Genomic DNA, 25947 nt, shown 5'->3' on the forward strand with positions numbered 1-25947 from the left:
AAAGCCGTGCCTGGTCGATGCCGCGCCAGGGTGTGTACTAGACTGATCTGCGGCGCTGCAAGGCGCCCTTCGAATCCAAGAAGGTGTCGGGATGCGAAACAATTGAATACTCAACTCCGGTGATATTGCGCCGGATTCGGGGCTGTAGCTTAGTGGTAAAGCCTCTGTCTTCCAAACAGATGATGCGGGTTCGATTCCCGTCAGCCCCTCCAATTACTCAGCGTGAGTTTGACTCCGCTGGTCACTCCTCGCCAGGCTCTCCTCTCTGGCGGAATGTGCCGCCCGGTGCGTGTGCACGTGCCCCAGGTACAGTGCCGCGTTGGTGATGAGGCCGGCCCGTTCCTCGGCGCTCAGCTGCCGAACGACCTTTCCGGGGACCCCGGCCACCAGAGAACCCCGTGGAATCACCTTTCCTTGAGCGACGAGAGCGCCCGCGGCGATGAGGGATCCGGCGCCGATCATGGCGCCACTCAGGATCGTGGCGCCCATACCAATCAGGCAGCCATCCGCCACGGTCGCACCGTGCACGATTGCGTTGTGCCCCACCGACACGTCGGAACCGAGTGTGACGGGATGCCCTCGGTCAACATGGACGGCGACGCCGTCCTGCAGATTGCTGCGCGCGCCAATGACGATGCGGTCCGAATCGCCCCGCAGAACAGCGTTGTACCAGACGCTCGCGTCCGGACCGAGTTCGACGGCGCCGATGACGACCGCGCTCGGGGCGATCCATGCACTCGGGTGGATCTCGGGGGACTGGGAAGCGCTCAGCGCCCACACCTGGCTCGGCTCCATTTCGGCTCCTTTTCCGCGACGCAGGCAAGGCTTTCCTGCATGTAGGTAAGCCTCAGATTGCTTGTAATCCGCTGAGATCAGCGTAGCGTTGATCCTGTTCACCCGACAGAAACATGATGTGCTGAAGGAGTCCTCACCGATGACCACCACAAAGACGAAGACCACGCTTCCCGCTACCGTTGCTGATCCGAACCTCGCAGCGGGTGTCGCGCAGTTCCTGACGCCGGTCGTGCACGACCTCATCGCCATCGCGGTGGGTGGCAAGCAGGCTCACTGGCACGTGCGCGGCGCCAACTTCATTGGTGTCCACGAGCTGCTTGATGACATCGTGGCGCACGCGCAAGACGCATCAGACACTGCCGCCGAGCGGATCGTCGCGCTGGGCTTGCCGCTTGACGCCCGCCTGGGAACGGTTGCGAAGCAGACGAGCGTACCTGAGCTGTCACCTGGCTTCCAGCAGTCGGCGGTGACGATCGCGGAGGTTGTGGCGCAGCTTGACGCCGCAATCAAGACCGTGAACCGTGCGGTCGAGGAACTCGACGACGTCGACCTCGTGAGCCAGGACATCGCAATCGCCATCGCTCAGCAGCTCGACAAGGACCGCTGGTTCTTGTTCGCGCACGTCGCCGAGTAGATCCTCCGAATTCCGGGTCGGGCCCGCTCGCCACGCGCGGTGTGCGGGCCCGATTTGCGCGACAATTGTGCCCCGGGTAGAGTTTGTGGCGTTGCTTCGGCAGCATTCCCCTGTAGCTCAATTGGCAGAGCAGCCGGCTGTTAACCGGCAGGTTATTGGTTCGAGTCCAATCGGGGGAGCGGCAAGCCCTCACCGTTCGCGGTGGGGGCTTTTTCGTTTTTTGCAATGCGCCCGCGTGCCCTCTGTATCCGCTAGACTGTCTCGGGTTGCCTGCGTGTTCTCGGGTGCGCGGAGAAAGATTCCGTGTGCGAACGCGCGGGATCGGATGCGTCATGATCCGGGGTATAGCTCAGCTTGGCTAGAGCGCCCGCTTTGGGAGCGGGAGGTCGCAGGTTCGAATCCTGTTACCCCGACTCGGGTCACATCGTGCCCGCAGACGTATCAACGACCTGATGACAAATGGAGAGGCCAAAATGCCGAAGACCACCGCCGAGAAGCTCACCCCGACGCGCGTAAAGCTCAGCGTTTCGATCACTCAGGATGAGCTGGCTCCCCACCTGACCAAGGCGTACCAGACGATCGCCGAGACGGTCTCGATTCCTGGCTTCCGCAAGGGCAAGGTGCCCGCGCCGATCATCGATCAGCGTGTGGGCCGCGGCGCCGTCATCGAGCAGGCTGTCAACTCGTCGCTCGACGACTTCTTCCAGATCGCTGTAACCGAGGCTGACGTGCGTCCCATGGGCCGCCCGACCGCTGACGTCGAGACCTGGATCGACGCGAAGGACCCGAAGAGCGTACTTGTCCTCGCCTTTGAGGTTGAGGTTCGCCCCGAGTTCACCCTCCCCAAGTACGACGGCATGAAGCTCACGGTCGACAACGCCGTGATCGACGAGACCGCCATTGACGCAGAGCTCGACGCCCTGCGCGAGCGCTTCGGCACGCTCGTCACGGTGGAGCGCGCAGCGAGCAAGGGTGACTTTGTCGAGCTCGACCTGGTAGCGCGCATCGACGGGAACGACGTCGACCAGGCAAACGGCGTCTCCTACGAGGTCGGCGCAGGCAACCTGCTCGAGGGCATCGATGAGGCAATCGACACCCTGACGGCTGGCGAGTCCACGACCTTCACGTCGCAGCTGCTGGGCGGCGAGCACGAGGGCAAGGACGCCGAGGTTTCGGTCACCGTCACCGCGGTGAAGGAGCGCGAGCTTCCCGTTGCAGACGACGAGTTCGCTCAGCTGGCCAGCGAGTTCGACACGATCGCCGAGCTGCGCGCAAGCCTCACCGAGCAGGTCTCGCAGACCGCCGTATTCGCACAGGGCCGCCAGGCGCGGGACCTCTTCACGGATGCGCTCATTGAGGGCGCCAAGATCCCCGTTTCGGAAGAGCTCGTTGAGCAGGAAGTTCACCGTCACCTGGAGGGCGAGAACCGCCTCGAGGACGACGAGCACCGTGCAGAGGTCACCGAGTCGAGCACCAAGCAGCTGCAGATGCAGCTTCTGCTCGACGAGCTCGCTGACCTCGAGAAGGTCCAGATCACCCAGAACGAGCTGTCGCAGTACATCTTCTCGTCGGCTTCGCAGTACGGCATGGAGCCGGCACAGTTCGTGCAGGCGCTGGAGCAGGGCAACCAGCTCCCCATGATCGTCGGAGAGGTCACCCGCAACAAGGCCCTCGCGATCGCCCTCGCCAAGGCCGAGGTTGTCGACCAGGACGGCAACAAGGTTGACCTGAGCGAGTTCACCTCGGTAGATCGCTCGGAGGAAGAGGAGGCCGAAGAGGCTGCCGCTCCCGCTGAGAAGGCCCCGGCCAAGAAGGCTCCCGCGAAGAAGGCTGCTCCGAAGGCTGACAAGGCTGAGGACGAGGCCGAGGCTCCCGCCAAGAAGCCCGCCGCGAAGAAGGCTCCCGCGAAGAAGGCTGCTCCGAAGGCAGACGACGCCGAGGCCCCTGCGAAGAAGGCTCCGGCCAAGAAGGCTCCCGCGAAGAAGGCTGCTCCGAAGGCGGCCGCCGCGGAGTAATCCGTCTCTTCGATTCGACAGGATCCCTCGTTCCGCAAGGAGCGGGGGATCCTTCGTATTCAGGACAGTGTGCCCAGGGCGAACATGGCCGAATGTGGGCCGGGGATTCGTTAGCCTCAATACCAAGCACCCTTTATCGAAACGGAGCGCAGCATGGCAGAACCGACGATGCCGAACAGTGTGTTCGAGCGACTGCTGAAGGACCGGATTATCTGGCTGGGGTCAGAAGTCCGTGACGACAACGCAAACGAGATCTGCGCGAAGATCCTGCTGCTCGCGGCGGAAGATTCCGAAGCAGATATCTACCTGTACATCAACTCACCCGGTGGCTCGATCACGGCCGGCATGGCGATCTATGACACGATGCAGTTCGTCCCGAACGACATCGTGACGGTCGGCATTGGAATGGCCGCCTCAATGGGTCAGTTCCTGCTGACCGCGGGCACCAAGGGGAAGCGGTACATCACCCCGAATGCCCGCGTGCTGCTGCACCAGCCGCACGGCGGCTTTGGCGGCACCGCAAGCGACATCCAGACGCAGGCTCAGCTCATCGTCTCGATGAAGAACCGCCTCGCGCAGATCACCGCTGACCAGACCGGTAAGACGGTCGAGCAGGTCAACGCCGATGGCGACCGTGACCGCTGGTTCACCGCCGACGAAGCGCTGGAGTACGGCTTCGTCGACTACATCCGTGACTCTGCCTCCGATGTCATCGGTGGCGGCGGCACGAGCAAGTAAGCAGCGAGAGAAAGAGATCTAGCGAATGATTACCCCGCACCTTCCCTCCGCTGGCGGAAGCGGTCTCGCGATGCCGAGCTCGCGCTACATCCTGCCCACCTTCGAAGAGCGCACCGCCTACGGGTACAAGCGTCAGGACCCGTACGCGAAGCTGTTCGAGGACCGGATCGTCTTCCTCGGTGTGCAGGTCGACGACGCGTCTGCGGATGACGTCATGGCTCAGCTTCTCGTTTTGGAGAGCCAGGACTCCGAGCGCGACATCATCATGTACATCAACTCACCGGGTGGCTCGTTCACTGCGATGACGGCGATCTACGACACGATGCAGTACATCAAGCCCCACATCCAGACGGTCTGCCTCGGGCAGGCGGCATCGGCCGCCGCCGTACTGCTGGCCGGAGGAACGCCCGGCAAGCGCCTGGCGCTCCCGAACGCCCGCGTGCTTATCCACCAGCCGTCCAGCGGTGGAGCTCAGGGCCAGGCATCGGACATCGAGATCCAGGCTGCTGAGATCCTGCGCATGCGCGAATGGCTCGAGCAGACGCTTTCGGACCACTCGAAGCGCACGGTCGCGGAGGTACACAAGGACATCGATCGTGACAAGATCCTCGGCGCGCAGGAAGCGCTCGAGTACGGTCTGATCGACCAGGTGCTCACCAGCCGGAAGAACCCGGCGGCGGTCACCGGAGCCTAGCTCCTCGGCGCGCCGCGCTGACGTCACTTGATGTCGGTGCGGCGCGCTAGGCTCGTGCCAGACGAAAATCGGAGGGATATCATGGCAAAGATCGGCGAAAGCGGAGACCTGCTCAAGTGTTCCTTCTGTGGAAAATCGCAGAAGCAGGTGCAGCAGCTCATCGCTGGACCGCAGATCTACATCTGTGACGAGTGCGTGGGCCTGTGCAACGAGATCATCGAGGAACGGCTTTCCGAGAGCGGTACGACCGAGTCGACTGAGTTCACGCTGAAGAAGCCTCGCGAAATCTACGACTTCCTCGAGCAGTACGTCATCGGCCAGGAGCGAGCGAAGCAGTCCCTCGCGGTCGCGGTCTACAACCACTACAAGCGTGTCCGCGCGATGCAGAGCCTGTCGAGCGCCGAAGCGGCCGCTGAAGAGGTCGAGATCGCAAAGTCGAACATTCTGATGGTCGGCCCGACCGGCTGCGGCAAGACCTATCTCGCGCAATCACTCGCCCGACAGCTCGGAGTCCCGTTCGCAGTGGCGGACGCGACCGCGCTCACCGAGGCGGGTTATGTGGGGGAGGACGTCGAGAACATCCTCCTCAAGCTGCTGCAGGCGGCCGACTTCGACGTGCAGCGCGCGGAGACGGGCATCATCTATATCGATGAGATCGACAAGATCGCGCGTAAGGCGGAGAACCCCTCAATCACGCGGGATGTCTCGGGAGAGGGCGTGCAGCAGGCGCTCCTCAAAATTCTCGAGGGCACCGTCGCTTCCATCCCGCCGCAGGGCGGGCGTAAGCACCCGAACCAAGAGTTTATTCAGCTCGACACCACGAACGTGCTGTTCATCGTCGCGGGCGCTTTCTCTGGCCTCGAGACGATCATCGCAAATCGCGTCGGGAAGGGCGGAATCGGCTTCGGTGCCGCCCTCTCGACGAAGCGCGACGAGTCCGAGCTGTTCTCGGAGGTCCTTCCCGAGGACCTGCACAAGTACGGTCTGATCCCTGAGTTCATTGGGCGGCTTCCCGTCGTGGCGACGGTCGACCCGCTCGACGTGTCGGCGCTCACTCGTATTCTTACCGAACCGAAGAACGCGCTCGTGCGTCAGTACCAGCGGATGTTCGAGCTCGACGGTGTCAGCCTTGAGTTCGAGGAAGCCGCGCTCGAGTCGATCGCCGAACTGGCAGTCGCCCGCAAGACGGGCGCGCGAGGTCTCCGGGCGATTCTCGAAGACGTCCTCGGCCCGGTCATGTTCGACATCCCGTCGAGCGAAGACGCCGCAAAGGTGATCGTGACGCGCGAGTCGGTGCTGGGCGAAGCCGCCCCGCGCATCCTGGCCGCCCGCGGCCGCGCCTCGGCGTAGGCCCCCTGCGGTTGTGCAGTCTGCACGATCGGCTCGACGTTTCGCACGAGTTCAAATTTTGCCTCTGGTTCAACGAGTTCTGAGGCGGCCATACGCGGGCCCGCTCATAGAGCGGGGAACTCACCAGTTATTCTTCGGGGTCTGAGAGAGCCCTATGAGTATCTTGGTTGCATGGAATATGGATGTCTTGGCACTTACGCGGCTATGTGTCTAAGCGATGTGGCAGCCTCAGGCGGCGGGAGTTCGTGGTGAAATGCCCGAGCATTTGGCGCGTAGTTTCCTCGTCGGGCGCAGCTCTCTTGCTGCTCAGTCTGAGTGCCTGTTCCCATCAAACTGAGCCGGAAGTCCGAACATATGTAGATAGCGCTCTTGCCGGGCTCGCGGACGGCTACTACGCTGACTCGATTCTCTGGAGCGTAGCAGTTGACGAGGCCTTGCCTCGGCTCTACGCGGCAAGATCCATTCCTGAAACTCACCGCATTTTGTCTGCACTCACCAAGGTTGCGGGTGGTTCACATAGTTTCTTTTCGACTCCATCAGAGGTGATCACCTGGGAGGAGCCATACTTGCCCAGCGAAGTTCCGGAGCTCGAAGTGACTTTCGATGGTGGAATCGCGCTTTTGAGCATCCCTGCGTTCTCAAGCGGCCGCGAGAACGATATCGGCCAGTACCTCGAGTCTGCCGCGCGGGTGTTTGATTCGGAACGCGCTCGTTCTGCCTGCGGTTGGATTCTCGACTTGCGCTCAAACACAGGGGGCGACATGCGGGCCATGCTTGTGGCAGTGAGCCCACTTCTTGATAACGGAACAGTCATGACCTTTCAGAACCGCGACGGTACTTCGAGCAACGTCGTTGTCAGCGGGACAAGTGTTTCTTGGGGAGACAGCGATTGGGGTAGCTTGCCGGATCGGGCGCCGAAGCTCGAGGGGCGGCCGATCGCATTACTCCAGTCTGCTTCGACCGCTAGTGCTGCAGAAGGCATTATTCTCGCCTTTACAGGTCAGGAGTCAACCGCTACATATGGGTTCAGCACGGCTGGCTATACGACGGTGAATGGTGGGTTCGATCTCTCCGACGGCTCAGTGGTAACCCTGTCTTTTGCGCTGATGGGTGACCGAAACCAGAACTTCCACGAGGGGTCGATTGAACCGAATTTCGCCGTCGGCAAATCGCAGATACCTCCCCTTGAATCTGCGCGGAACTCGATCACAAATCAGTGTGATCGCTCGCGCTCGTAAACGCCAACGGCCCGCGCTCATAAAAGAACATCCACAGGGCGCAATCTCGCCTGCAGGGAGGGGCGACGCCTCGTCATTCGGCGGCGGTCAAACCTCATCGTTTGTCAACTGTGGCGATTGCGGGAACGGAGTGTCCGCTAGACCTGCGTGTTGCTCACATCCAGGCTGAGCAGCGCCTGCTTGCCCTCGGTGAGCGTCAGAGCATGTACGACGTAGCCGTCGACCGTGAGCGTGGCGCTGCGCCCACCGTCACCGGTTTCGATGTCCTCGGTCACCGTGAAGGCGCCATCCGTCGCAAGCTGATCGAGCATCGCGCTTGCTGCCTCGAGTGAGTCTGCGCGCAGCACCACAAACCAGGATCCCTCGCCGCGTTCGCCGGCGTTGTCGACGTCTGGGTTCGCCGGAAGTGGCACGAAGGCTCCCGGGAAGGTCACCGGAAGCATGCGGTTCTTGTCCGTTTCTTCGGCATCTGCCTCGGGCCAGCTCGGCTCGGTGGTAGCCTCCGGGTTCGACTTTCCCGTCGGCATCGCGTCCGGTTCAGGGGCGCACGCGGACAGTCCGAGTGCGAGCACAACGGCGCTCAATAGCGCTGCGGAACGAACGAGCGGGGTGCGGTTAGCCGAGCCAGTCATCATCATCCTCATCGATCGTAGGGAGTGCGTGTGCGAGGGGGGACGCTGATCCCGGCGCGACGTGCACCGGGTCGCCCGACCCGTCGAGGGTGAGACGCAGTTCGCCCTCGAGTGAAAGTCGAGGCCGTCCCTCAAGCCAGGTCAGCGTCCATGAGGCATTCGGCCGGCCAGCCTCAGCCTCGACCTCGACGATCACCTCGTGCAGCACGGCGGGCACGGAACGGTGCGGGGGAGCCCCCACCGTCCAGCGTGCACCGAGTTGCATGACTAGGCCTCCGGAACGGTTTCAAGCTCGATGCGGGTCACGGCAATGCCGTCGGCGCCGCCATCTTCGAACGTGAGGTCCGCGATGCGGCCTACGGCGCGCAGGTCGTCAGCGGCAAGCTCGACGCGCGAGCGATCCTCGTCCGTCGCGCTGATGACCGCCGAGCGCACGGGGGTCTTCTGCGACGCCTTCGCATCCGTCTTCGCGCGTCGAATGCCGATCAGGGCCGCACCCACCAAATCCAGGATCGTCGGGTCGGCGTCCGAGCCGGTGAGGGCGTCAAGCTCGGCACGCTTCGGCCACGCCGCGGTGTGCACCGAGTCGTCATTCGACCACGACCATGCTTCCTCCGTTGCAAACGGGATGAACGGGGCGAAAAGTCGCAGGAAGATCGACAGCGCCGCGCGGAGTGCCGCGACTGCCGAGGCCTGAGCCTGGCCTTCGCCGCCGTGCGCGCGCTCCTTGACAAGCTCGAGGTAGTCGTCGCAGAACGTCCAGAAGAAGGACTCGGTCAACTCAAGCGCGCGGGCATGATCGTAACCCTCAAACGCCTTGGTGGCGGCGTCGACGACCTCTGCCAGGGCCGCCAGCATGCTGCGGTCGAGCGGCTCGGTGACGCCATCGCCCTCGCCCGAGAACGGGAAGCTCAGGGCGAACTTGGTGGCATTGAGCACCTTGATGGCCAGACGACGGCCGATCTTGATTTGCGTGGGGTTTTGCGGGTCGAACGCCGCGTCGACGCCGAGCTTTGCGGAGGCAGCCCAGTAACGCACTGCGTCAGATCCGTGCTGTTCGAGCAGACCGGCCGGCGTGACCACGTTGCCCTTCGACTTCGACATCTTCTTACGGTCGGGGTCGAGGATCCAGCCCGAAATACCCGCGTGGGCCCAGGGGAGCGTGCCCGACTCGAGCTCCGAGCGCAACACAGTACTGAAGAGCCAGGTGCGGATGATGTCCTGGCCCTGCGGGCGCAGACTGAAGGGGTACACGAGGTTGTAGAGCTCAGGGTCCCGCTCCCAGCCGGCGGCGAGCTGCGGAGTGAGCGAGGAGGTCGCCCAGGTGTCCATCACATCGAGCTCGCCGATGAATCCACCGGGGACGCCTCGCTGATCCTCCGTGTACCCGGCGGGTGCCTCGCTGGACGGGTCAACCGGCAAGCTGGCCTCGGGTGCCACGATCGGCGCATCGAAGACCTGGTTGCCGTCGGCGTCAAGCGGGTACCAGACGGGCAGGGGAACGCCGAAGAAGCGCTGGCGCGAAATCAACCAGTCGCCGGCAAGGCCCTCGACCCAGTTCTCGTAGCGCACGCGCATGAACTCGGGGTGCCACTCGAGCTCGCGGCCGTGGGCCAGCAAGCGCTCGCGGAGACCCTCGTCGCGGGATCCGTTCTTGATGTACCACTGGCGGGTCGAGACGATCTCGAGCGGGCGGTCGCCCTTCTCGAAGAACTTCACCGGGTGGGTGATCGGACGAATCTCTCCGCGCAGGTCTCCGCTCGCGGTCAACAGCTCGACGATGCTCTTCTTGGCGCTGAACACGGTCTTGCCCGCGAGCTCGCCGTAGGCAGCAAGGCCGGCCTCGCTCGTGATGGCCTCGGGGGCTTCCGACTGCACGCGTCCGTCGAATCCGAGGATTCCGCGGGCGGGGAGATCGAGCTCGCGCCACCAGATGACGTCGTTCATGTCACCGAAAGTACACACCATCGCGATGCCGGTGCCCTTATCGGGCTGGGCGAGCGGGTGCGGGTGTACCGTGACGTCGACGCCGAAGAGCGGGGTGCGGACGGTCTTGCCAAAGAGCGCCTGGTAGCGCTCATCGTCGGGGTGGGCCACCAGCGCGACGCACGCGGGAAGGAGCTCGGGACGGGTCGTGTCGATGAGGACCTCGCCGCCGTCCGGCAGCGCGAACGCGAGCGCGTGGTAGGCGCCGGGCTGCTCGCGATCCTCCAGCTCGGCCTGCGCAACCGCGGTACGGAACGTGACGTCCCACAGGGTCGGGGCCATCGCCTGGTATGCCTCGCCGCGAGCGGCGTTGCGCACGAAGGCGAGCTGCGACGCGCGAATCGAGTCGCTCCCGATGGTGCGGTAGCTCTGCTTCCAGTCGACTGACAGGCCGAGGGTGCGCCAGAGCGCCTCGAACTGTCGCTCGTCTTCCTCGGTCAGCGTCTCGCACAGCTCGATGAAGTTGCGGCGAGAGATCGGCTGCTGTTCGGCGGCCTTACCGCCCTTATTGTCGCCGCCGGTGATCGGAGGGACGAAGTCTGCGATGTAGGGGAGGCTGGGGTCGCAGCGCACGCCATAGTAGTTCTGGACGCGACGCTCGGTCGGCAGTCCGTTGTCGTCCCACCCCATCGGGTAGAAGACGCGCTTGCCCTGCATGCGCTGGAACCGGGCGACGGTATCGGTGTGGGTGTAGCTGAACACGTGGCCTACGTGGAGCGATCCCGAGGCCGTCGGCGGGGGAGTGTCGATGCTGTAGATGCACTCGCGCGTGGCGCCTTCGCGATCGAAGCGATAGGTCCCCTTGTCCTCCCAGACCGTTCCCCACTTCTGCTCAAGTCCTTCGAGTGCGGGCTTGTCGGGGGTGGGGCTCATGTGCGCTGCTCCGGTTTCCGGTGGGGATCGATGTGGACGGCACCGTGTCTGCGGGACTGGACCCGTGGTGCCAAATGGTCAACCCGAATAGTCTACCCACTCATTTCGCAGGCGTCGCCCGGTTACCTCGCTGCAGAGAACCCATCGGCGAGTGGGGCGAGCGCGCGCAAGAGGTATGCCTGCACGTGTCCACGCGCTGGCCCGGCCTCTGCCCAGGATCGTGCGGCGGCGACAATCCCCGCCGTCGTCGTCGCGCCGATGACCGCAGGGAGGAGGTCTCGTTCGGCGCGCCCCAGGCGTGTCGCCGCAAAACTGGTGAGCAGCGAGGACGCCTCGATAAATCGCGACATGCCGCTCTCGCGGACCGCATCTGGGGCGCCGATCACGTCAAATTGGGTCAGCACCCAGGGCACTTTCCCCGCATCCCAGCCAGCGACGCAGTCCGCCACGGCCTCGCCGATCGCTGCAACGGGGGGAAGGTCTTGGGCCGTCCGAGTGAGGGCCTCGGGAAGCGCCGCGAGCGCGGCATCGACCTGGAGCCAGAACACGTCCGTCTTGCCGCTGAAGTAGTTGAAGAACGTGTTTCGGCTCACGCCCGCGAGCTGGGCAATATCGCCAATGCTCGTCTGCTCGTAGCCGTACAGCGTGAACAGTTCGTACGCGGCGTCCTGCAGCGTCGCCGCGTCGGTGGCCGGGGGGCGGCCCCGGCGCGTCGTCGGGAGTCCGGGTGTCTCCTGCATGAGCCTATGCCCCCTCCGGTATTCGCTGCTGTTACAGTAGCAACGTTCTTTAATGTGCGCAGTACATTAACTAATGTCATTCATCTTTCGCGCTCTGGAGTTGGTCGGTCATGTCACACAGAAGTCCCTTTGCCTTCGTCACCGCAGTCGCTGCGGGGGCACTGCTGCTCACCGGTTGTGCGGGCCCGTCGGAAGGCGGATCCGGGGAAACCATCCGCTGGGCGCTCGGTGGCGCGAACCTCGAGAACGGCCACATGGACCCGCATAAGAGTCAGCTCGACGTCAGCGCCATGGTCGGCCGCCTCTCGCTTGATTCTCTGACGTATCTCGACGCTGAGGGCGTGCTCCACCCCTGGCTCGCGACCGACTGGACCGTGAGTGAGGACGGCACGCACGTCACGCTCGATCTGCGCGACGACGTCACCTTTAGCGACGGTGAGAAGTTCGACGCGGCGGCCGTCAAAGCCAACTTCGACCACGTGGTGGCGGAGGACACGGCCTCGGCGCAGGCCGCTGACCTGTTGGGCGGCGATAACTACCTCGAGACGGTCGTGATCGACGATGACACCGTCGACGTCGTCTTCAGCCAGCCCTTTACCCCGTTTCTGACGAACGCGTCGACCGCGTTCCTGGGCATGTACTCGCCCAAGGCGCTCGCCGATTCGCCCGAGAAGTTGGCGACGGGCGGGCCCGGCGTCACGGTCGGCAGCGGCCCCTGGGTGCTCACTGAGCAGGTTGCCGGGGATCACCTGAGCTACGAGCGCAACCCCAACTACGCCTGGGCGCCCGCAGAACTCGACGCAGATGCGAACACCTCAACCAAGCTGCAGGTGTCGCTCGTCCCCGACGCCAAGATTCGCGCCGAGAGCTTCCGCGCCGGCCAGACCGACCTCGCGAGCGAGTTGACCCCGTCGACCGCGAGCGAGCTGACCGCCGCCGGATTCGACGTTTCGGCGGTGCCGAGCCCCGGCGTGCCCTACTCGCTGTACCTCAATGTGCAGCACGGTGCGCTCGACGACGCACGAGTGCGCCAGGCGCTCGGGCTAGGCGTCGACATCGACGCCGCGGTAGAGAGTGTCTTCGCCGGTCAGTTCACGCGCGCCGAGAGCGTGCTGAGCCCGAGCACTCCCGGGGTCTACGCGAGCGAGCTTGACGGCAGCGCGGAGTTCGATGCCGAACGCGCGGGTGCGCTGCTCGATGCAGCCGGATGGGACACCATTGGCGACGACGGGATCCGCACCCGGGACGGCGAGCGCCTGACTCTCACCTGGGCGTCCTGGACCCCGTTCCCCGAGGACCGATTGAGCCTCGCGGCGTATCTGATCGACGGCTGGCGCGGCATCGGGGTCGAGGTCGACCACCAGATCCTCGAGCCCGGCGCATACAACGAGGCCTACGGTGCAGGGGACTTCGACCTCACCGATTGGGGCTTTGCCGCGACTGACGGCGACGTGCTGCGAAACCACCTCCACTCCGAGGGCTTCCAGAACGCCTCGCACGTCGCCGATCCCGCGCTCGATGCGGCACTCGACGCAGCCGCGGCCGAGCAGGATCCTGCCGTTCGTGCCCAGCAGTATCGGGACCTGCAGGTGCAAAACGCCGAACAGGTGTGGATCCTGCCCCTGTACTCGCCTGGCGTATTGACTGCACACGCGCAGCACGTCGATGGACTGTTCTTCGACGGATTCGGTTGGCCGGTGCTCGCGGGACCTGCCGCGGCCGGCGCCTAGGCTACGAGGGATGACACAACGACGACCACGGTGGGGTCGCCCGGAACGTGGCGCGCTGCGCTGGCTTTCCGGGCGGTTCGCCGTGGCCGTCGTCACCGTGTGGGCGGCCGCGACGGTCGGGTTTCTCGCCATGCGGGCCGTCCCGGGCGACCCCGTCGACGTGATGCTGGGGCCACTATCGTCCACGAGCGCCGAGCAGCGCACCGCGATCCGCGCGGACTTGGGGCTGGATCGCCCCCTCCTGCAGCAGTATCTTGCGACGATGGGCGATCTGCTGCGCGGAGACCTCGGCCGCTCGTATCAACAGCAGCTTGACGTCTCGGAAATCATCGCGCGCCAGCTCACCCCCACCCTGCAGCTCACGGCGCTCTCGTTACTGTTTGCCCTCCTCCTGGTCGTCCTGGGCCAGGCGTTGCTCCGAACTGGTACGCGCACGGGGCGAGCGAGAGGCGCGGTGGTCGCGACGTTCGAAGTGCTAGCCGTCACGCTGCCCAGCTTCTGGATCGGATTTCTCCTGCTGACCGTCTTCTCCTTTGGTCTCGGCTGGTTCCCCCCGGGCGGAAGCCTAGGGTTCGCCTCGCTGGTGTTGCCGTCAATCGCGATCGCGATCCCGGTGGCTGGGTTTCTCGGCCAGCTTGTGTCCGGGGAACTCGATCGAGCGGAGCGGAGCGGGTACGCGTTGACTGCGCGCGCCGGTGGCGCGTCGCGGCTGGAGATCGTCTCCCGACACGGCCTTCGCCATGCGGTGCCCGCGACCGCGGCGATCACGGGCACGATCGTCGGCGGCGTGCTCGGCGGTGCCGTCCTGGTCGAACGGGTCTTCTCCCGGCCGGGCCTCGGACAGGTCACCCTCACAGCAATCCTGAACCGCGATCTTCCCGTCGTGTTCGGACTGATTGTCCTGAGCGCGTGCCTGTTTGCGGTTGTCGGCATTCTCGTCGACGCAGTGGTCACCTGGGCCGACCCGCGCCCGGGCTCACGACGCGCGGTGGCGCGATGACCCGCGCGCTTCGCTGGGTTGCGGCGTGCCTCCTCGCTGCGGTCGCCATCGCAGTCTTCGCCCCAACTGTCCTGACCGCGGTCGACCCGCTCGCGACCGATCCGTCGGCCGCGTTCACGGCGCCGGGGCCCGGCCACCTGCTCGGCACCGATCAGGTCGGGCGCGACATGTGGGCGCGCGTCGTGCACGGATCCGCGAGCACAGTGCTTTCCGGGCTCGCCGCGACGGCAGCGGCACTCGTCTGCGGCGGGGTGCTGGGCCTGTTGAGCGCGTTCGGGCCCGGCCCGGTGCGCGCGCTGTTCTTGCGAGTGACCGAGGTCGCACTTGCGATCCCGGAGTTCCTTCTCGCCCTGTTGCTGGTGGCGGTCATCGGAGCCGGGCCCACGGGAGTCGCCATCGCGGTCGCGGTCGCGGCGTTTCCCGGCTACGCCCGGGTCGCTGCCCTGTCGGCGCGCGAGGTGATCGGGTCACCGGCGGTTGAGGCGGCGCGACTGGTCGGGGCCGGCCCGTCCCGGCGATTCTTCGTGCATGTACTGCCGCGCGTGGCCCGGCCGCTTGGCTCGCTCGCCGCCGCGGGGGCCGCATTCGCGATGTTGTCTATCGCCGGCTTGACCTTCCTCGGACTGGGCATCGCTCCGCCGAGCCCGGACTGGGGAGCCATGCTCGCCGAGGGGCAGGGCTTCGTGAGTCGCGGGTGGTGGATCGTCGTCTTCCCTGGACTCGCGTTGGTCGTGACCGTCGGCGCGCTGACGGTGCTCGCTCGAGCGGCACGGGAGGACCGAGCATGAGCGACCTGCTCCGATTCAATGAGCTCCGGGTGTTCGCCGACTCACAGGAGCTGTTGGCCGGCGTCGACCTGCACGTGGCGGCGGGGGAGTGCGTCGCTTTGGTGGGCGACTCCGGTGCCGGCAAGAGCCTGATTGCTCGTGCCGCGCTGGGCTTGCTGCCGGCTGGCCTCCGCGCCGAGACCAGCACACACGAGGTGCTGGGCCACGACATGCGGCAAGCGCCGGAGCGCGCCTGGCAGCGCGTGCGCGGCGTCGATGCTGGGTATGTGCACCAAGACGCGCTCGGGGCCCTCGATCCACTCATGCGGGTCGGCGCCCAGACCGCCGCGACGTTGCGTCGCCATCACCTCGGCGGGCGAGTGCAACGTGCGGCTGCGGCGGAAGCGTCGCTGGCACGAGCAGGGCTCTCGGATGCGGCAGTCGCCGCGCGGTCCTGGCCCCACGAGCTGTCCGGAGGCATGCGTCAGCGCGCCCTCATCGCCGGGGGGCTGGTCGCGTCACCGAGACTGCTCGTCGCCGACGAGCCGACGACCGCGCTCGACGCGACGGTCCAGCGCCGAGTACTCGAGATGTTGCGCGCGCAGCTCGAGGAGGGCAATCTCGGACTGCTCCTGGTTTCTCACGATCTCGGGGCGGTGGGCCGCATTGCCGACCGGGTGCTCGTGGTCAGCGGCGGCCGGATCGTCGAGTCGGGCCCTCCCGCGACACTCCTGCGTAGCCCGAAGCATCCGACCACGATCGCGCTGCTCGACGCCGCGAAATCCGCGCCGCATGCGCGTCCTCGCTACTCGGACGCGCGCGGGGAGCTGCCCGCGATCGAAGCACGAGGGCTGTCCGTCGCCCACCCGGGCGCGAACGGGACCGCGATCGCCGGCGTGTCCTTCGCGCTTGCCCCGGGACGGACGCTCGGCGTGCTCGGCGAATCCGGTGCCGGCAAGACCAGCCTGGCCGCGGCGCTGCTCGGCACCCGTCAGGCGGCCACCGGCGAGGTGCGACTCGGCGGCGGCGCCTGGAGTGGGCTTCCCGAGCGCGCGAAACGACCGCTGCGTCACCGTATCCAGCTCGTACCCCAGTCCGCGGTCGCGTCGTTCTCGCCCGGCGCCCGTGTCCGCGCGATTCTGTGTGAAGCGCTGCGGGCACGCGGCGGCGAGGCCGCCGGTCGCCCGTGCAGTCGGGCCAGATTGCGCGCACGCTGCGACGAACTCCTCGCCCAGGTTGGCCTCGATCCGGCGCTCGCGCGGCGCCGCGCCGACACGCTGTCGGGAGGCCAGGCGCAGCGGGTCGCCATCGCGCGGGCCCTCGCAACGAACCCCGAGGTACTCGTCTGTGACGAAGCCGTGTCCGCGCTCGACGCGACGGCGCGCGGTCGCGTGCTGGACCTGCTGGAGCGCCTGCAACGCGAAACCGGCGTCGCGATGGTCTTCATCTCGCACGACGTCGAGGCGGTGCGACGGGTCTCGGACGAGGTGATCGTGCTGCGTGCCGGCGAGGTCGTCGAGCAGGGCAACGCGACCCAAGTACTGGGCTCTCCCGCCCACGACTTCACGCGCGAGCTGCTCGCGGCCGCCAGCCTCCCAGCGAGGCCGGAGAATACGAGGTAGACTGCTCGGAACGACTGAGATCCGGCCATCACCGGGGAGTCTTCGGGAGAACAGCGGCGTGCCGCTCAGTAGATCCGAACGGCCACGGCCCGTCATCGCCGAAATGAAGTGGCCTGTTCCTTGGAACGGGCAACGCGGGGTGGTACCGCGGGGCCGAGAATCTCGGGCTCGTCCCGGCGAGATCCAGATCGCCGTTCGAGCCAGGAGCACCCGACGCAATGACGTACCCCAAGCCACGCCCCGTACCGTCCACCGGACCGAAGCACGCGGCCGAGCACGCCCCCGGCGCGGCGTTCGGGATGACGCCGTCTCCTTCCTTCCCGACGATCGAGGAGCGGGTGCTCGCGTTCTGGCAGGCGGACGACACCTTCCTGGAGTCCATCGCGCAACGCGTAGGTGCCTCCGAATGGGTGTTCAACGACGGCCCGCCCTTCGCGAATGGCCTGCCCCACTACGGCCACCTGCTCACCGGCTATGCCAAGGACGTGTTCCCGCGCTTCCAAACGATGCGCGGCCGCCACGTCGAGCGTCGCTTCGGCTGGGACACGCACGGCCTCCCGGCAGAGCTCGAAGCGATGAAGCAGCTCGGCATCACCGAGAAGCGCGAGATCGACGAGATGGGACTTGCGGCATTCAACGCGCAGGCCAAGTCTTCGGTGTTGCAGTACACGAAGGAGTGGCAGGAGTACGTCACCCGCCAGGCCCGCTGGGTCGACTTCGACAAGGGCTATAAGACGCTCGACCTCGACTACATGGAGTCGGTCATCTGGGCCTTCAAGCAGCTCTACGACCTGGGGCTCGCCTACGAGGGCTACCGCGTGCTGCCCTACTGCTGGCGCGACGAGACGCCACTGTCGAACCACGAGCTCAAGATGGACGACGACGTCTACAAGATGCGTCAGGATCAGACCGTCACGGTCACGTTCCCGCTGCAGGGCGCGCGCGCAGCCGAGCTCGGCCTCGAGGGCGCCGCCGCGCTTGCCTGGACCACGACCCCCTGGACGTTGCCTACGAACCTCGCGCTGGCCGTTGGCCCCGAGGTTGAGTACGCTGTCCTGCCCGCGGGCCCCGAGGGGGCCACCGCCGCGGCGGACCAGTACGTCCTGGCGTGCGCGCGGGTCGCCGCCCACGCAAAGGAGCTCGGGTACGCGAGCGCCGAGGACGCGCAGGCGGCGATCGAGCGCACGCTGGTCGGCACCGAGCTCGCAGGCGTGCAGTACGCGCCGCTGTTCAACTACTTCTCTGACGCCGACGAGTGGGGGACGGGCGACGCCTGGCGGATCCTGCTCGCCGACTACGTCACGACCGAGGACGGCACGGGTATCGTGCACCTCGCGCCCGCCTATGGCGAGGTCGATAAGGAAGCCACCGACGCCGCCGGCATCCCCACGATTCTCTCGGTGGACGACGGGGGGCGCTTCCTGCCCGCGGTGACCGATTTCGTGGGCGAGCAGGTCTTCGATGCGAACCCCGGAATCACCCGCGCGCTGCGGGACGCTGGCCGCCTGCTCCGCCAGGCCTCCTACGAGCACTCGTACCCGCACTGCTGGCGCTGCCGTACGCCGCTGATCTACAAGGCGGTCTCGAGCTGGTTCGTCCGCGTCACCGAGATCCGCGACGAGATGGAGCGACTCAACCAGGACATCACCTGGGTTCCGGAGAACGTGAAGGACGGGCAGTTCGGCAAGTGGGTTGCGGGAGCCCGTGACTGGTCCGTCAGCCGCAATCGCTACTTTGGCTCGCCCATCCCGGTGTGGAAGAGCGACAACCCCGAGTACCCGCGCGTCGACGTCTACGGCTCGCTCGACGAGATCGAGGCGGACTTCGGCATGCGTCCCGATGACCTGCACCGGCCGTTCATTGATGAGCTCACCCGTGCGAACCCCGACGACCCGAGCGGCCAGTCGACGATGCGTCGCATCGAGGACGTGCTCGACGTCTGGTTCGACTCCGCGTCCATGCCGTTCGCGCAGGCGCACTACCCGTTCGAGAACCAGGAGTGGTTCGACACACACCAGCCGGCCGACTTCATCGTCGAGTACATCGGGCAGACCCGCGGCTGGTTCTACGTGCAGCATGTGCTGGCGACGGCGCTCTTCCACCGGCCCGCGTTCAAGAACGTCATCAGCCACGGCATTGTGCTGGGCTCGGACGGCAACAAGATGTCGAAGTCGCTCCAGAACTACCCCGACGTGAACGAGGTCTTTGACCGCGATGGCTCGGACGCGATGCGCTGGTTCCTGATGGCGAGCCCGGTTGTGCGCGGCGGTAACCTCGTCGTTACCGAGGAGGGCATCCGTGAGGGGGTCCGCCAGTTCATCTTGCCGATCTGGAACGCCTGGACGTTCTTCGGGATGTACGCGAACGCGGACGGCGCCGAGGCGACGCGTTCGACGTCCTCGACCGATCCGCTTGATCGTTACATTCTGGCGAAAACCGGGACGCTCGTGACCGAGGTCGGTGCGGCGCTCGAACGACTCGACTCGACCGCCGCCGCCGCGCACCTGCGCGACTTCGCGGAGGTGCTCACCAACTGGTACGTGCGGCGCTCGCGCGACCGCTTCTGGGGCGGGACCCAGGCGGACCCCGCGAACCAGCAGGCGTTCGACACGCTCTACACGGTGCTCGAGACCACGCTGCGTGTGGCCGCACCGATGATGCCCCTGATCGGCGAGGAGATCTGGCAGGGCCTGACCGGCGGGCGCTCCGTGCACCTGACGGATTGGCCGGACGCCGCAGAGTTCCCCGTCGACCCCGAGCTGGTTGCCGCGATGGACGAGGTCCGTCAGATCACCTCGCAGGCGCTGGCACTGCGCAAGCAGCACTCGCTGCGCGTGCGCCTCCCGCTCGCCGAGCTGACCGTCGTGACCGCACACCCGGGCAGGATCGAGCCGTTCGCGGCGATCCTGCGCGAGGAGCTCAACGTGAAGAGCGTCCGCCTGACCCTGCAGACTGAGGACAGTGCGGCCGAGCACGGGATCACCAGCCAGCTCTCCGTCAATGCGCGCGCCGCCGGGCCGCGCCTCGGGAAGCGCGTGCAGGAAGCGATCAAGGCAGCGAAGGCGGGCAACTGGTCGGAGGTCGACGGCGTCGTGATTGCCGGGGACATCCCGCTTGAGCCGAGTGAGTACGAACTCACCCTCCGGGTCGGCGGCGACGACGAGGCCGACGCGCCCGCGCTGTCGCTGCTGCCGGGCGGCGGTTTCCTGCTGCTCAACACCGACACGACGCCGGAGCTCGAGGCGGAGGGCATCGCCCGCGACTCGATCCGCGCGGTGCAGGAGGCGCGCAAGAATGCCGGCCTCGAGGTGAGCGACCGCATCGTGCTGGCGCTGGCGGCGACCGCGGAGTTCGCGTCGGCCCTCGAGACGCACGCGGCGCTCATCGCAGGCGAGACGCTCGCGACCGAGTTCTCCGTCTCGGCGGTCGACGAGGTGCACACGGTCCCGGCCGGCACGAACGGCCGCACGGACCAGATTGTTTCCGCGAGCGTCGCGCCGGCGCTCGGCGCCGGCAAGGCCAGCATCGGCATCACGATTCAGAAGTCCACGCAGGATGAGGAGGCCGGACGATGACCCATCACGCCGCCCAGGTGTACGCCGCACTACTCGAACGAGTGGGGGAGGCGCACCCGCGTCCCCGGCTGGAGCCCGTGCGCCGGCTTGCCGACCTCGCCGGTGCGCCGCAGGCCACGTTCCCCGTGATCCAGGTCGCGGGCACGAACGGGAAGACGAGCACGAGCCGCGCCATCGAGTCGATCCTGCGCGCCTATGGCCTGCGCACGGGCCTCTTCACGAGCCCGCATCTCGAGCAGTTCACGGAACGCATCCGCATCGATGGCGACCCGATCGCCCCAGACGCGCTGGCCGCCGCCTGGGAGGAGCTTGCCCTGCCACTCGAGGTGCTGGACGCCGAGCTCGAGGCCGATGGCCAGTCCCGGGTCACGTTCTTCGAGGCGCTGATGGTGCTGGCGTTCCTCGCGTTCGCGGACGCGCCCGTCGAGGTGGCCGTCATCGAGGTGGGCATGGGCGGCGCATGGGACGCGAGTAACATCGCCGACGCGACCGTCGCCGTGTTCACGCCGATCGCGCTCGACCACGTCGGCATCCTCGGTGACACGATCGCCGAGATCGCGCGCACGAAGGCCGGCATTCTGAAGCCGGGAATGGGCGAAGCCGGCGCGATCGCGGTCTCCGCCGAGCAGGATCCCGAGGCGCTCGCCGAGCTCGTCGCGCGCGCCGAGGAGACCGGCGTCGCACTGCACGTCCTCGGCCGGGATTTCCAGCTGTCGGGTGACCGACTCGCGGTCGGTGGTCGCCAGATCGACGTCGTCGGCCCGTCCGGGGCCAGCTATGACCCCGCGTTTGTCCCGCTGCACGGCAGCCACCAGTCGGCGAACACCGCCGTCGCGATCGCCGCGGTCGAGGCATTCTTCGGGGGCGCACGTCCCGTGCCCGAGGCCGTGCTCGACGAGGGGCTCGCACAGCTCACCGTCCCTGGCCGGCTGCAGCTCATTGGCACCGAGCCCATCGTCTATGTGGACGCCGCCCATAACCCTCACGGTGCCCGCGCGCTCGCGGAGGCGGTGCGCGAGTCGTTCTCGTTCAGCGAGCTCGCGGTCGTCGTCGGGATATTTGGGGAGAAGGATGCGTCGGGCGTGCTCTCGGCGCTGGCGCCCATCGCGGCCCGCATGATCCTGACGCGCCCCGATTCGCCCCGCGCCCTCGAGGTGGGTGAGCTGCTCGATATTGCGGACGCCGAGTTGGGTGAGCTCAGCGTCACGCAAACCGACTCGCTCACCGAAGCGCTCACCGAGGCCCGCGACTGGGCCCTTGAAGCACCCGGCCGCGCCGTCCTCGTCACTGGTTCGGTGGTGCTCGCGGGCGAGGCACTCTCGCTTGCGCGCGCCGGCGATTGGGGGGTCGCACTGTGAGCGACCCGGTGACGCAGCCCGACGGCGGCGAGGAGCTTGTGCTCTCGCCGTCCGAGGCGATGGGCGCGGGGGCAGCGATGCACCTCGCTGGGGGCCGGGGCGCGCGTCGTTCGACGCAGCGCGCTCTGGGGTCAATCGTGCTGGGCTTCGAGCTCTTCGTCGTCTTCCTCGCCGGCATGACCGTCTTCGGTCTCGGGGTGATTGAGCCCCGGGAACTCGGTATCTGGGGTGGCCTCGGCCTGTGCGCCGTGATCCTCGTCGCGCTCGGGACGATGCGTCTCGGCAAGGTGGGGCTCACGCTCGGCTGGGTGGTGCACGGTCTCATGTTCCTCGCCGGGTTCGTGCTCCCGCCGTCGCTCATCATCGTCGTCATTTTCACGGCGCTGTGGGTGTACTGCATGGTGGTCGGCGCCCGCCTCGACCGGCAGTCGGCCGCGGCGCATCAGGCGGCGTGAGATCACACACCAACCGAATAGAATCGTTCCGGCCGCGAAAGCGGCCACATCCCAAGATTTTCATGCAGTGAAAGGGGCCGCAATGCAGGTCGAAGAGACGCTCATCCTGGTCAAGCCGGACGGGGTTGCCCGTGGACTCACGGGGGAGATCCTCCGTCGCATCGAGAGCAAGGGCTACACGCTGGTGGACCTGCGCTTGGTCGCCCCCGATCGTGCGCTGCTCGCCGCGCACTACGCGGAACACGAGGGAAAGCCGTTCTATGAGCCACTGCTCGAGTTCATGGGCTCCGGCCCGTCGGTTGCGATCCGCCTGAGCGGTCACCGCGTCATCGAGGGCTTCCGCTCGCTCGCCGGCACGACCGATCCGACGACGGCAGCTCCCGGCACGATCCGCGGCGATCTGGGCCGTGACTGGGGCGTGAAGGTGCAGCAGAACCTCGTTCACGGCTCCGACTCACCCGAGTCCGCCGCGCGCGAGCTCGCGCTCTGGTTCGCGTAACCACCGCTTCTTGCGAGGGGGCCGTGGCGTTGCGCCGCGGCCCCCTTTCTCGTCCCTACAGGATCCCGGCACCCGGCTTCGGAGAAGAATGTCGGTGGCGGCTCGTAGACTGGCGGGATGGAAGCCACGCGCAGCGTACGGCCCTTCGAGGTCATCAGTGAGTATGAACCGAGCGGTGATCAGCCGCAGGCAATTTCCGAGCTCGCGGGCCGCATCAACGCCGGCGAAACCGATATCGTGCTGCTCGGCGCGACGGGTACCGGCAAGTCGGCAACCACTGCCTGGCTCATCGAGCAGGTCCAGCGCCCGACGCTGATCCTGGCCCACAACAAGACACTCGCGGCGCAGCTCGCGAACGAGTTCCGCATGCTGATGCCGAACAACGCGGTCGAGTACTTCGTCTCCTACTACGACTACTACCAGCCTGAGGCGTACGTCCCACAGACCGACACATTCATCGAGAAGGACTCTTCGGTAAACGCCGAGGTCGAGCGTCTGCGACACTCGACGACCAACTCGTTGCTCAGCCGACGCGACGTCGTGGTTATCTCGACCGTCTCCTGCATTTACGGCCTCGGCAAGCCGGAGGAGTACTACGAGGCGATGGTGCCACTGGTCGTGGGTGACCGACTCGATCGCGACGTCCTCCTGCGGCGCTTCGTCGACATGCAATACCAGCGCAACGACATCGAGTTTGTGCGCGGCAATTTCCGGGTGCGCGGGGACACGGTCGAGATTATCCCCATGTACGAGGAGCTCGCCATCCGAATCGAGTTCTTCGGAGACGAGATCGAGGCCCTGTACTATTTGCACCCCGTGTCGGGTGAAGTCATCAAACAGGTCGACTCAGTCTCGGTGTTCCCGGGGTCGCACTACGTCGCGAGCCGCGAGGTAATGAACCGGGCGATGGGCAGCATCAGCCTCGAGCTCGACCAGCGCCTCGATGAGCTCAAACGGCAGAACAAGCTCGTCGAGGAACAACGGCTGCGCATGCGGACGACCTTCGACCTCGAGATGATGGAGCAGATCGGCTTCTGCTCGGGCATCGAGAACTATTCGATGCACATGGACGGCCGGCAGCCGGGGGAGGCGCCGCACTGCCTGCTCGACTACTTCCCCGACGACTTCCTTGTGGTCATTGACGAGTCGCACGTCACCGTGCCGCAGATCGGCGCGATGTACGAGGGCGACGCGTCGCGCAAGCGCACCCTCGTCGATCACGGGTTCCGGCTACCGAGTGCGCTCGACAACCGGCCACTGAAGTTTTCAGAGTTCAAAGACCGGGTCGGACAGATCGTGTACCTCTCGGCGACGCCGGGGAAGTACGAGCTGGAGCTCGCCGACGGCGTGGTCGAGCAGATCATCCGCCCGACCGGGCTCATTGACCCGGAGATCGTCGTCAAGCCGAGCGAAGGCCAAATCGATGACCTCCTCGAGCAGGTGCGCGTGCGCGCCGCGAAGAACGAGCGTGTGCTCGTCACGACGCTCACCAAGAAGATGGCCGAGCAACTCACCACCTTCATGGAGGAGGCCGGAGTGCGGGTGCGCTACCTGCACTCGGACGTAGACACGCTACGTCGAGTGGAGCTGCTCACCGAGCTGCGCGCGGGCGTGTTCGATGTGCTCGTCGGCATCAACCTGCTTCGCGAGGGACTTGACCTTCCGGAGGTGTCGCTCGTCGCGATTCTCGACGCCGACAAGGAGGGCTTTCTCCGGTCTAGCACCTCACTCATTCAGACCATCGGGCGCGCCGCACGTAACGTCTCGGGCGAGGTACACATGTACGCGGACCGCGTCACGCGTTCGATGCAGCAGGCCATCGACGAGACGAATCGTCGCCGCGAGCGCCAGGTGGCGTACAACACCGAGCACGGCATCGACCCAACCCCGCTGCGCAAGAAGATCGGCGATATCACGGCGATGCTCAACCGCGAGGCCGCCGACACTGAGGCGGTGCTTTCGTCACGCCACGGGGCGGCGCAGCGCCCGAAAAGCAAGGTCGCCGCTCGCGCCGGTGCGATCGCGGAGGAGGGCTCGGCGACAATCGAATCACTCGTGGCGGACCTCACCGCGCAGATGCTCGCCGCGGCCGAGGACCTCAAATTCGAGCTCGCCGCGCGCTTGCGTGACGAGGTCTCCGATCTCAAGCGCGAGTTGCGTCAAATGGACGCCGCTGGCCACCGCTAGCGAAGGGATGCCGTGTCGAAGATCGATTTCAAGAAAACGCTCGACTCGTTTCAGGCGCGACCGCACGTGTTCCGCGTGATTGACGTGCCGCCGCGGCAGTACCTGATGGTCGACGGGCACGGCAATCCCAACACCGAGCCCGCGTTTACCCAGGCGATCGAGGCGCTGTTCCCGCTCGCATATGCGCTCAAGTTTGCCAGCAAGTCGCGAAACCTCGACTACGTGGTTCCGCCGCTGGAGGGCCTGTGGTGGGCTGAGGACCAGACGGTGTTTACGTCGGCGCGAGACCAGTCCAAGTGGGACTGGACGCTCATGATCATGGTGCCCGACTGGCTCGGCGCAGACGAGGTGGCCGAGTCGGTCGCTGCCGTCACCGCGAAGGACCACCCTCCTGCGGCTCTGGGAAAGGTGCGCTTGGAGACCCTGCACGAGGGACGCTGCGTGCAGACCCTGCACGTGGGCTCCTTTGAGCAGGAGGGCGGGATCCTCGCGACGATGCACGAAGAGTTCATTCCCGCGAACGGACTTGAGTTCGCGGGAAAGCACCACGAGATCTACCTGAGTGACTTCCGCAGGGTCACTCCGGACAAGCAGCGCACCCTGCTCCGGCAGCCGGTGCGCAAGTCATAGCTCAGTCAGCGGGAAGCAGCGCGTAAATGTCGACGGCGTTGCCGTCCGGGTCGTGCAGCGTCGCATAGCGCTGGCCCCACGGGGCGTCGAACGGTTCCGTGTGCACCTTGTGGCCTGCGGCGGACAGTTCCGCGACTGTGCGGTCCACCTCCGCCGGGCTGTCCGCCGCGAAGGCGAAGGCGATGCGGTGGCTGCCCGCGGGCATCACGTAGCTGAGGTCGAACCCGAGAATGGTCTCAATCGGGTCCCAGGCGAGCGTCATGCCCCCGGGCAGCGCGATCTCAACGTGATCCGCGTCGTCCTGACCGTCTGGGATGTCGAGCCCCAGAGCGCGGTAGAACTCGAGGGAGGCGGCCAGGTCGCGGGTGACGATTCCGATGAAGTTGAAACGAAGACTCATGCTTTGAGCGTAGGCCCCCGCGTGCCCTT

The 25947-nt window shown here is 66.2% G+C and carries 22 protein-coding genes and 3 tRNA genes; 19 read left to right on the top strand and 6 right to left on the bottom strand.

The window, feature by feature from the left end; genetic code table 11:
* Positions 1–138: 138 nt before the first annotated feature.
* A tRNA-Gly gene (locus KOE53_RS01295) sits at positions 139–212 on the top strand.
* A 1-nt stretch (position 213) separates the two neighbouring features.
* Here KOE53_RS01295 and KOE53_RS01300 read toward each other — a convergent pair.
* Complete coding sequence (locus tag KOE53_RS01300) at positions 214–795, bottom strand: gamma carbonic anhydrase family protein (RefSeq protein WP_188057103.1); 582 nt, start codon at positions 793–795, stop codon at positions 214–216.
* Positions 796–934: 139 nt separating this feature from the next.
* Here KOE53_RS01300 and KOE53_RS01305 point away from each other — a divergent pair, with 139 nt between their 5' ends.
* The 8 genes from KOE53_RS01305 (at position 935) to KOE53_RS01340 (ending at position 7464) form a co-directional block, all read left to right on the top strand.
* Positions 935–1429, top strand: a complete 495-nt coding sequence (locus KOE53_RS01305; RefSeq protein ID WP_188057104.1) for a Dps family protein — start codon at positions 935–937, stop codon at positions 1427–1429.
* Positions 1430–1535: 106 nt separating this feature from the next.
* Positions 1536–1608, top strand: a tRNA-Asn gene (locus KOE53_RS01310).
* 159 nt (positions 1609–1767) lie between these two features.
* Positions 1768–1842: transfer RNA gene (locus KOE53_RS01315), tRNA-Pro, on the top strand.
* A 60-nt stretch (positions 1843–1902) separates the two neighbouring features.
* A complete protein-coding gene (gene tig / locus KOE53_RS01320; RefSeq protein WP_188057105.1) occupies positions 1903–3444 on the top strand; it encodes a trigger factor in 1542 nt (513 codons plus the stop codon).
* A gap of 153 nt (positions 3445–3597) precedes the next feature.
* Positions 3598–4182 (top strand): ATP-dependent Clp protease proteolytic subunit, encoded by a 585-nt coding sequence (locus tag KOE53_RS01325; protein ID WP_188044801.1) that lies wholly within the window; start codon positions 3598–3600, stop codon positions 4180–4182.
* Positions 4183–4207: 25 nt separating this feature from the next.
* Positions 4208–4876: an ATP-dependent Clp protease proteolytic subunit gene (locus KOE53_RS01330; protein ID WP_188044800.1), complete on the top strand. Its 669-nt coding sequence runs from the start codon at positions 4208–4210 to the stop codon at positions 4874–4876.
* 81 nt (positions 4877–4957) lie between these two features.
* Positions 4958–6226, top strand: coding sequence for an ATP-dependent Clp protease ATP-binding subunit ClpX (clpX, locus tag KOE53_RS01335; protein ID WP_188044799.1), 1269 nt, complete (start codon positions 4958–4960; stop codon positions 6224–6226).
* Between the two features lie 482 nt (positions 6227–6708).
* A complete protein-coding gene (locus KOE53_RS01340; RefSeq protein ID WP_188057106.1) occupies positions 6709–7464 on the top strand; it encodes a S41 family peptidase in 756 nt (251 codons plus the stop codon).
* 137 nt (positions 7465–7601) lie between these two features.
* On the opposite strand, the gene KOE53_RS01345 is transcribed toward KOE53_RS01340, so the two are convergent.
* The 4 genes from KOE53_RS01345 to KOE53_RS01360 all read right to left on the bottom strand — a co-directional run bounded on the left by KOE53_RS01345 (position 7602) and on the right by KOE53_RS01360 (position 11695).
* On the bottom strand, positions 7602–8096 hold the full coding sequence (locus KOE53_RS01345) for a hypothetical protein (RefSeq protein ID WP_188057107.1): 495 nt from the start codon (positions 8094–8096) through the stop codon (positions 7602–7604).
* Positions 8080–8361 (bottom strand): Fe-S oxidoreductase, encoded by a 282-nt coding sequence (locus tag KOE53_RS01350; protein WP_188057108.1) that lies wholly within the window; start codon positions 8359–8361, stop codon positions 8080–8082. The genes KOE53_RS01345 and KOE53_RS01350 overlap by 17 nt, the downstream gene beginning before the upstream one ends.
* A 2-nt stretch (positions 8362–8363) precedes the next feature.
* A complete protein-coding gene (gene valS, locus KOE53_RS01355) occupies positions 8364–10955 on the bottom strand; it encodes a valine--tRNA ligase (RefSeq protein WP_188057109.1) in 2592 nt (863 codons plus the stop codon).
* Positions 10956–11077: 122 nt separating this feature from the next.
* Complete coding sequence (locus tag KOE53_RS01360) at positions 11078–11695, bottom strand: TetR/AcrR family transcriptional regulator (protein ID WP_188057110.1); 618 nt, start codon at positions 11693–11695, stop codon at positions 11078–11080.
* 110 nt (positions 11696–11805) lie between these two features.
* Here KOE53_RS01360 and KOE53_RS01365 point away from each other — a divergent pair, with 110 nt between their 5' ends.
* The 10 genes from KOE53_RS01365 to KOE53_RS01410 all read left to right on the top strand — a co-directional run bounded on the left by KOE53_RS01365 (position 11806) and on the right by KOE53_RS01410 (position 25518).
* A complete protein-coding gene (locus tag KOE53_RS01365) occupies positions 11806–13425 on the top strand; it encodes an ABC transporter substrate-binding protein (RefSeq protein ID WP_188057111.1) in 1620 nt (539 codons plus the stop codon).
* Positions 13426–13435: 10 nt separating this feature from the next.
* Complete coding sequence (locus KOE53_RS01370; RefSeq protein ID WP_188057113.1) at positions 13436–14425, top strand: ABC transporter permease; 990 nt, start codon at positions 13436–13438, stop codon at positions 14423–14425.
* A complete protein-coding gene (locus KOE53_RS01375) occupies positions 14422–15213 on the top strand; it encodes an ABC transporter permease (protein ID WP_188057114.1) in 792 nt (263 codons plus the stop codon). The genes KOE53_RS01370 and KOE53_RS01375 overlap by 4 nt, the downstream gene beginning before the upstream one ends.
* Positions 15210–16814 (top strand): ATP-binding cassette domain-containing protein, encoded by a 1605-nt coding sequence (locus KOE53_RS01380; RefSeq protein WP_188057115.1) that lies wholly within the window; start codon positions 15210–15212, stop codon positions 16812–16814. The genes KOE53_RS01375 and KOE53_RS01380 overlap by 4 nt, the downstream gene beginning before the upstream one ends.
* Before the next feature lie 218 nt (positions 16815–17032).
* Positions 17033–20389, top strand: coding sequence for an isoleucine--tRNA ligase (gene ileS, locus KOE53_RS01385; protein WP_188057116.1), 3357 nt, complete (start codon positions 17033–17035; stop codon positions 20387–20389).
* Complete coding sequence (locus tag KOE53_RS01390) at positions 20386–21747, top strand: bifunctional folylpolyglutamate synthase/dihydrofolate synthase (RefSeq protein WP_188044789.1); 1362 nt, start codon at positions 20386–20388, stop codon at positions 21745–21747. Before ileS ends, KOE53_RS01390 begins: the two co-directional genes overlap by 4 nt.
* On the top strand, positions 21744–22202 hold the full coding sequence (locus tag KOE53_RS01395) for a DUF4233 domain-containing protein (protein WP_353055547.1): 459 nt from the start codon (positions 21744–21746) through the stop codon (positions 22200–22202). The genes KOE53_RS01390 and KOE53_RS01395 overlap by 4 nt, the downstream gene beginning before the upstream one ends.
* Before the next feature lie 82 nt (positions 22203–22284).
* Positions 22285–22701 (top strand): nucleoside-diphosphate kinase, encoded by a 417-nt coding sequence (ndk, locus tag KOE53_RS01400; protein ID WP_188044788.1) that lies wholly within the window; start codon positions 22285–22287, stop codon positions 22699–22701.
* Positions 22702–22818: 117 nt separating this feature from the next.
* Positions 22819–24888: an excinuclease ABC subunit UvrB gene (gene uvrB, locus KOE53_RS01405; protein ID WP_188044787.1), complete on the top strand. Its 2070-nt coding sequence runs from the start codon at positions 22819–22821 to the stop codon at positions 24886–24888.
* 12 nt (positions 24889–24900) lie between these two features.
* Positions 24901–25518: a GyrI-like domain-containing protein gene (locus KOE53_RS01410; protein ID WP_188057117.1), complete on the top strand. Its 618-nt coding sequence runs from the start codon at positions 24901–24903 to the stop codon at positions 25516–25518.
* Between the two features lies 1 nt (position 25519).
* Here KOE53_RS01410 and KOE53_RS01415 read toward each other — a convergent pair whose 3' ends face one another.
* Positions 25520–25918, bottom strand: coding sequence for a VOC family protein (locus KOE53_RS01415; RefSeq protein WP_188044785.1), 399 nt, complete (start codon positions 25916–25918; stop codon positions 25520–25522).
* Positions 25919–25947 lie beyond the last annotated feature (29 nt).

The sequence above is a fragment of the Leucobacter sp. CX87 genome, from assembly GCF_018682295.1.
Classification (GTDB): Bacteria; Actinomycetota; Actinomycetes; order Actinomycetales; family Microbacteriaceae; genus Cx-87.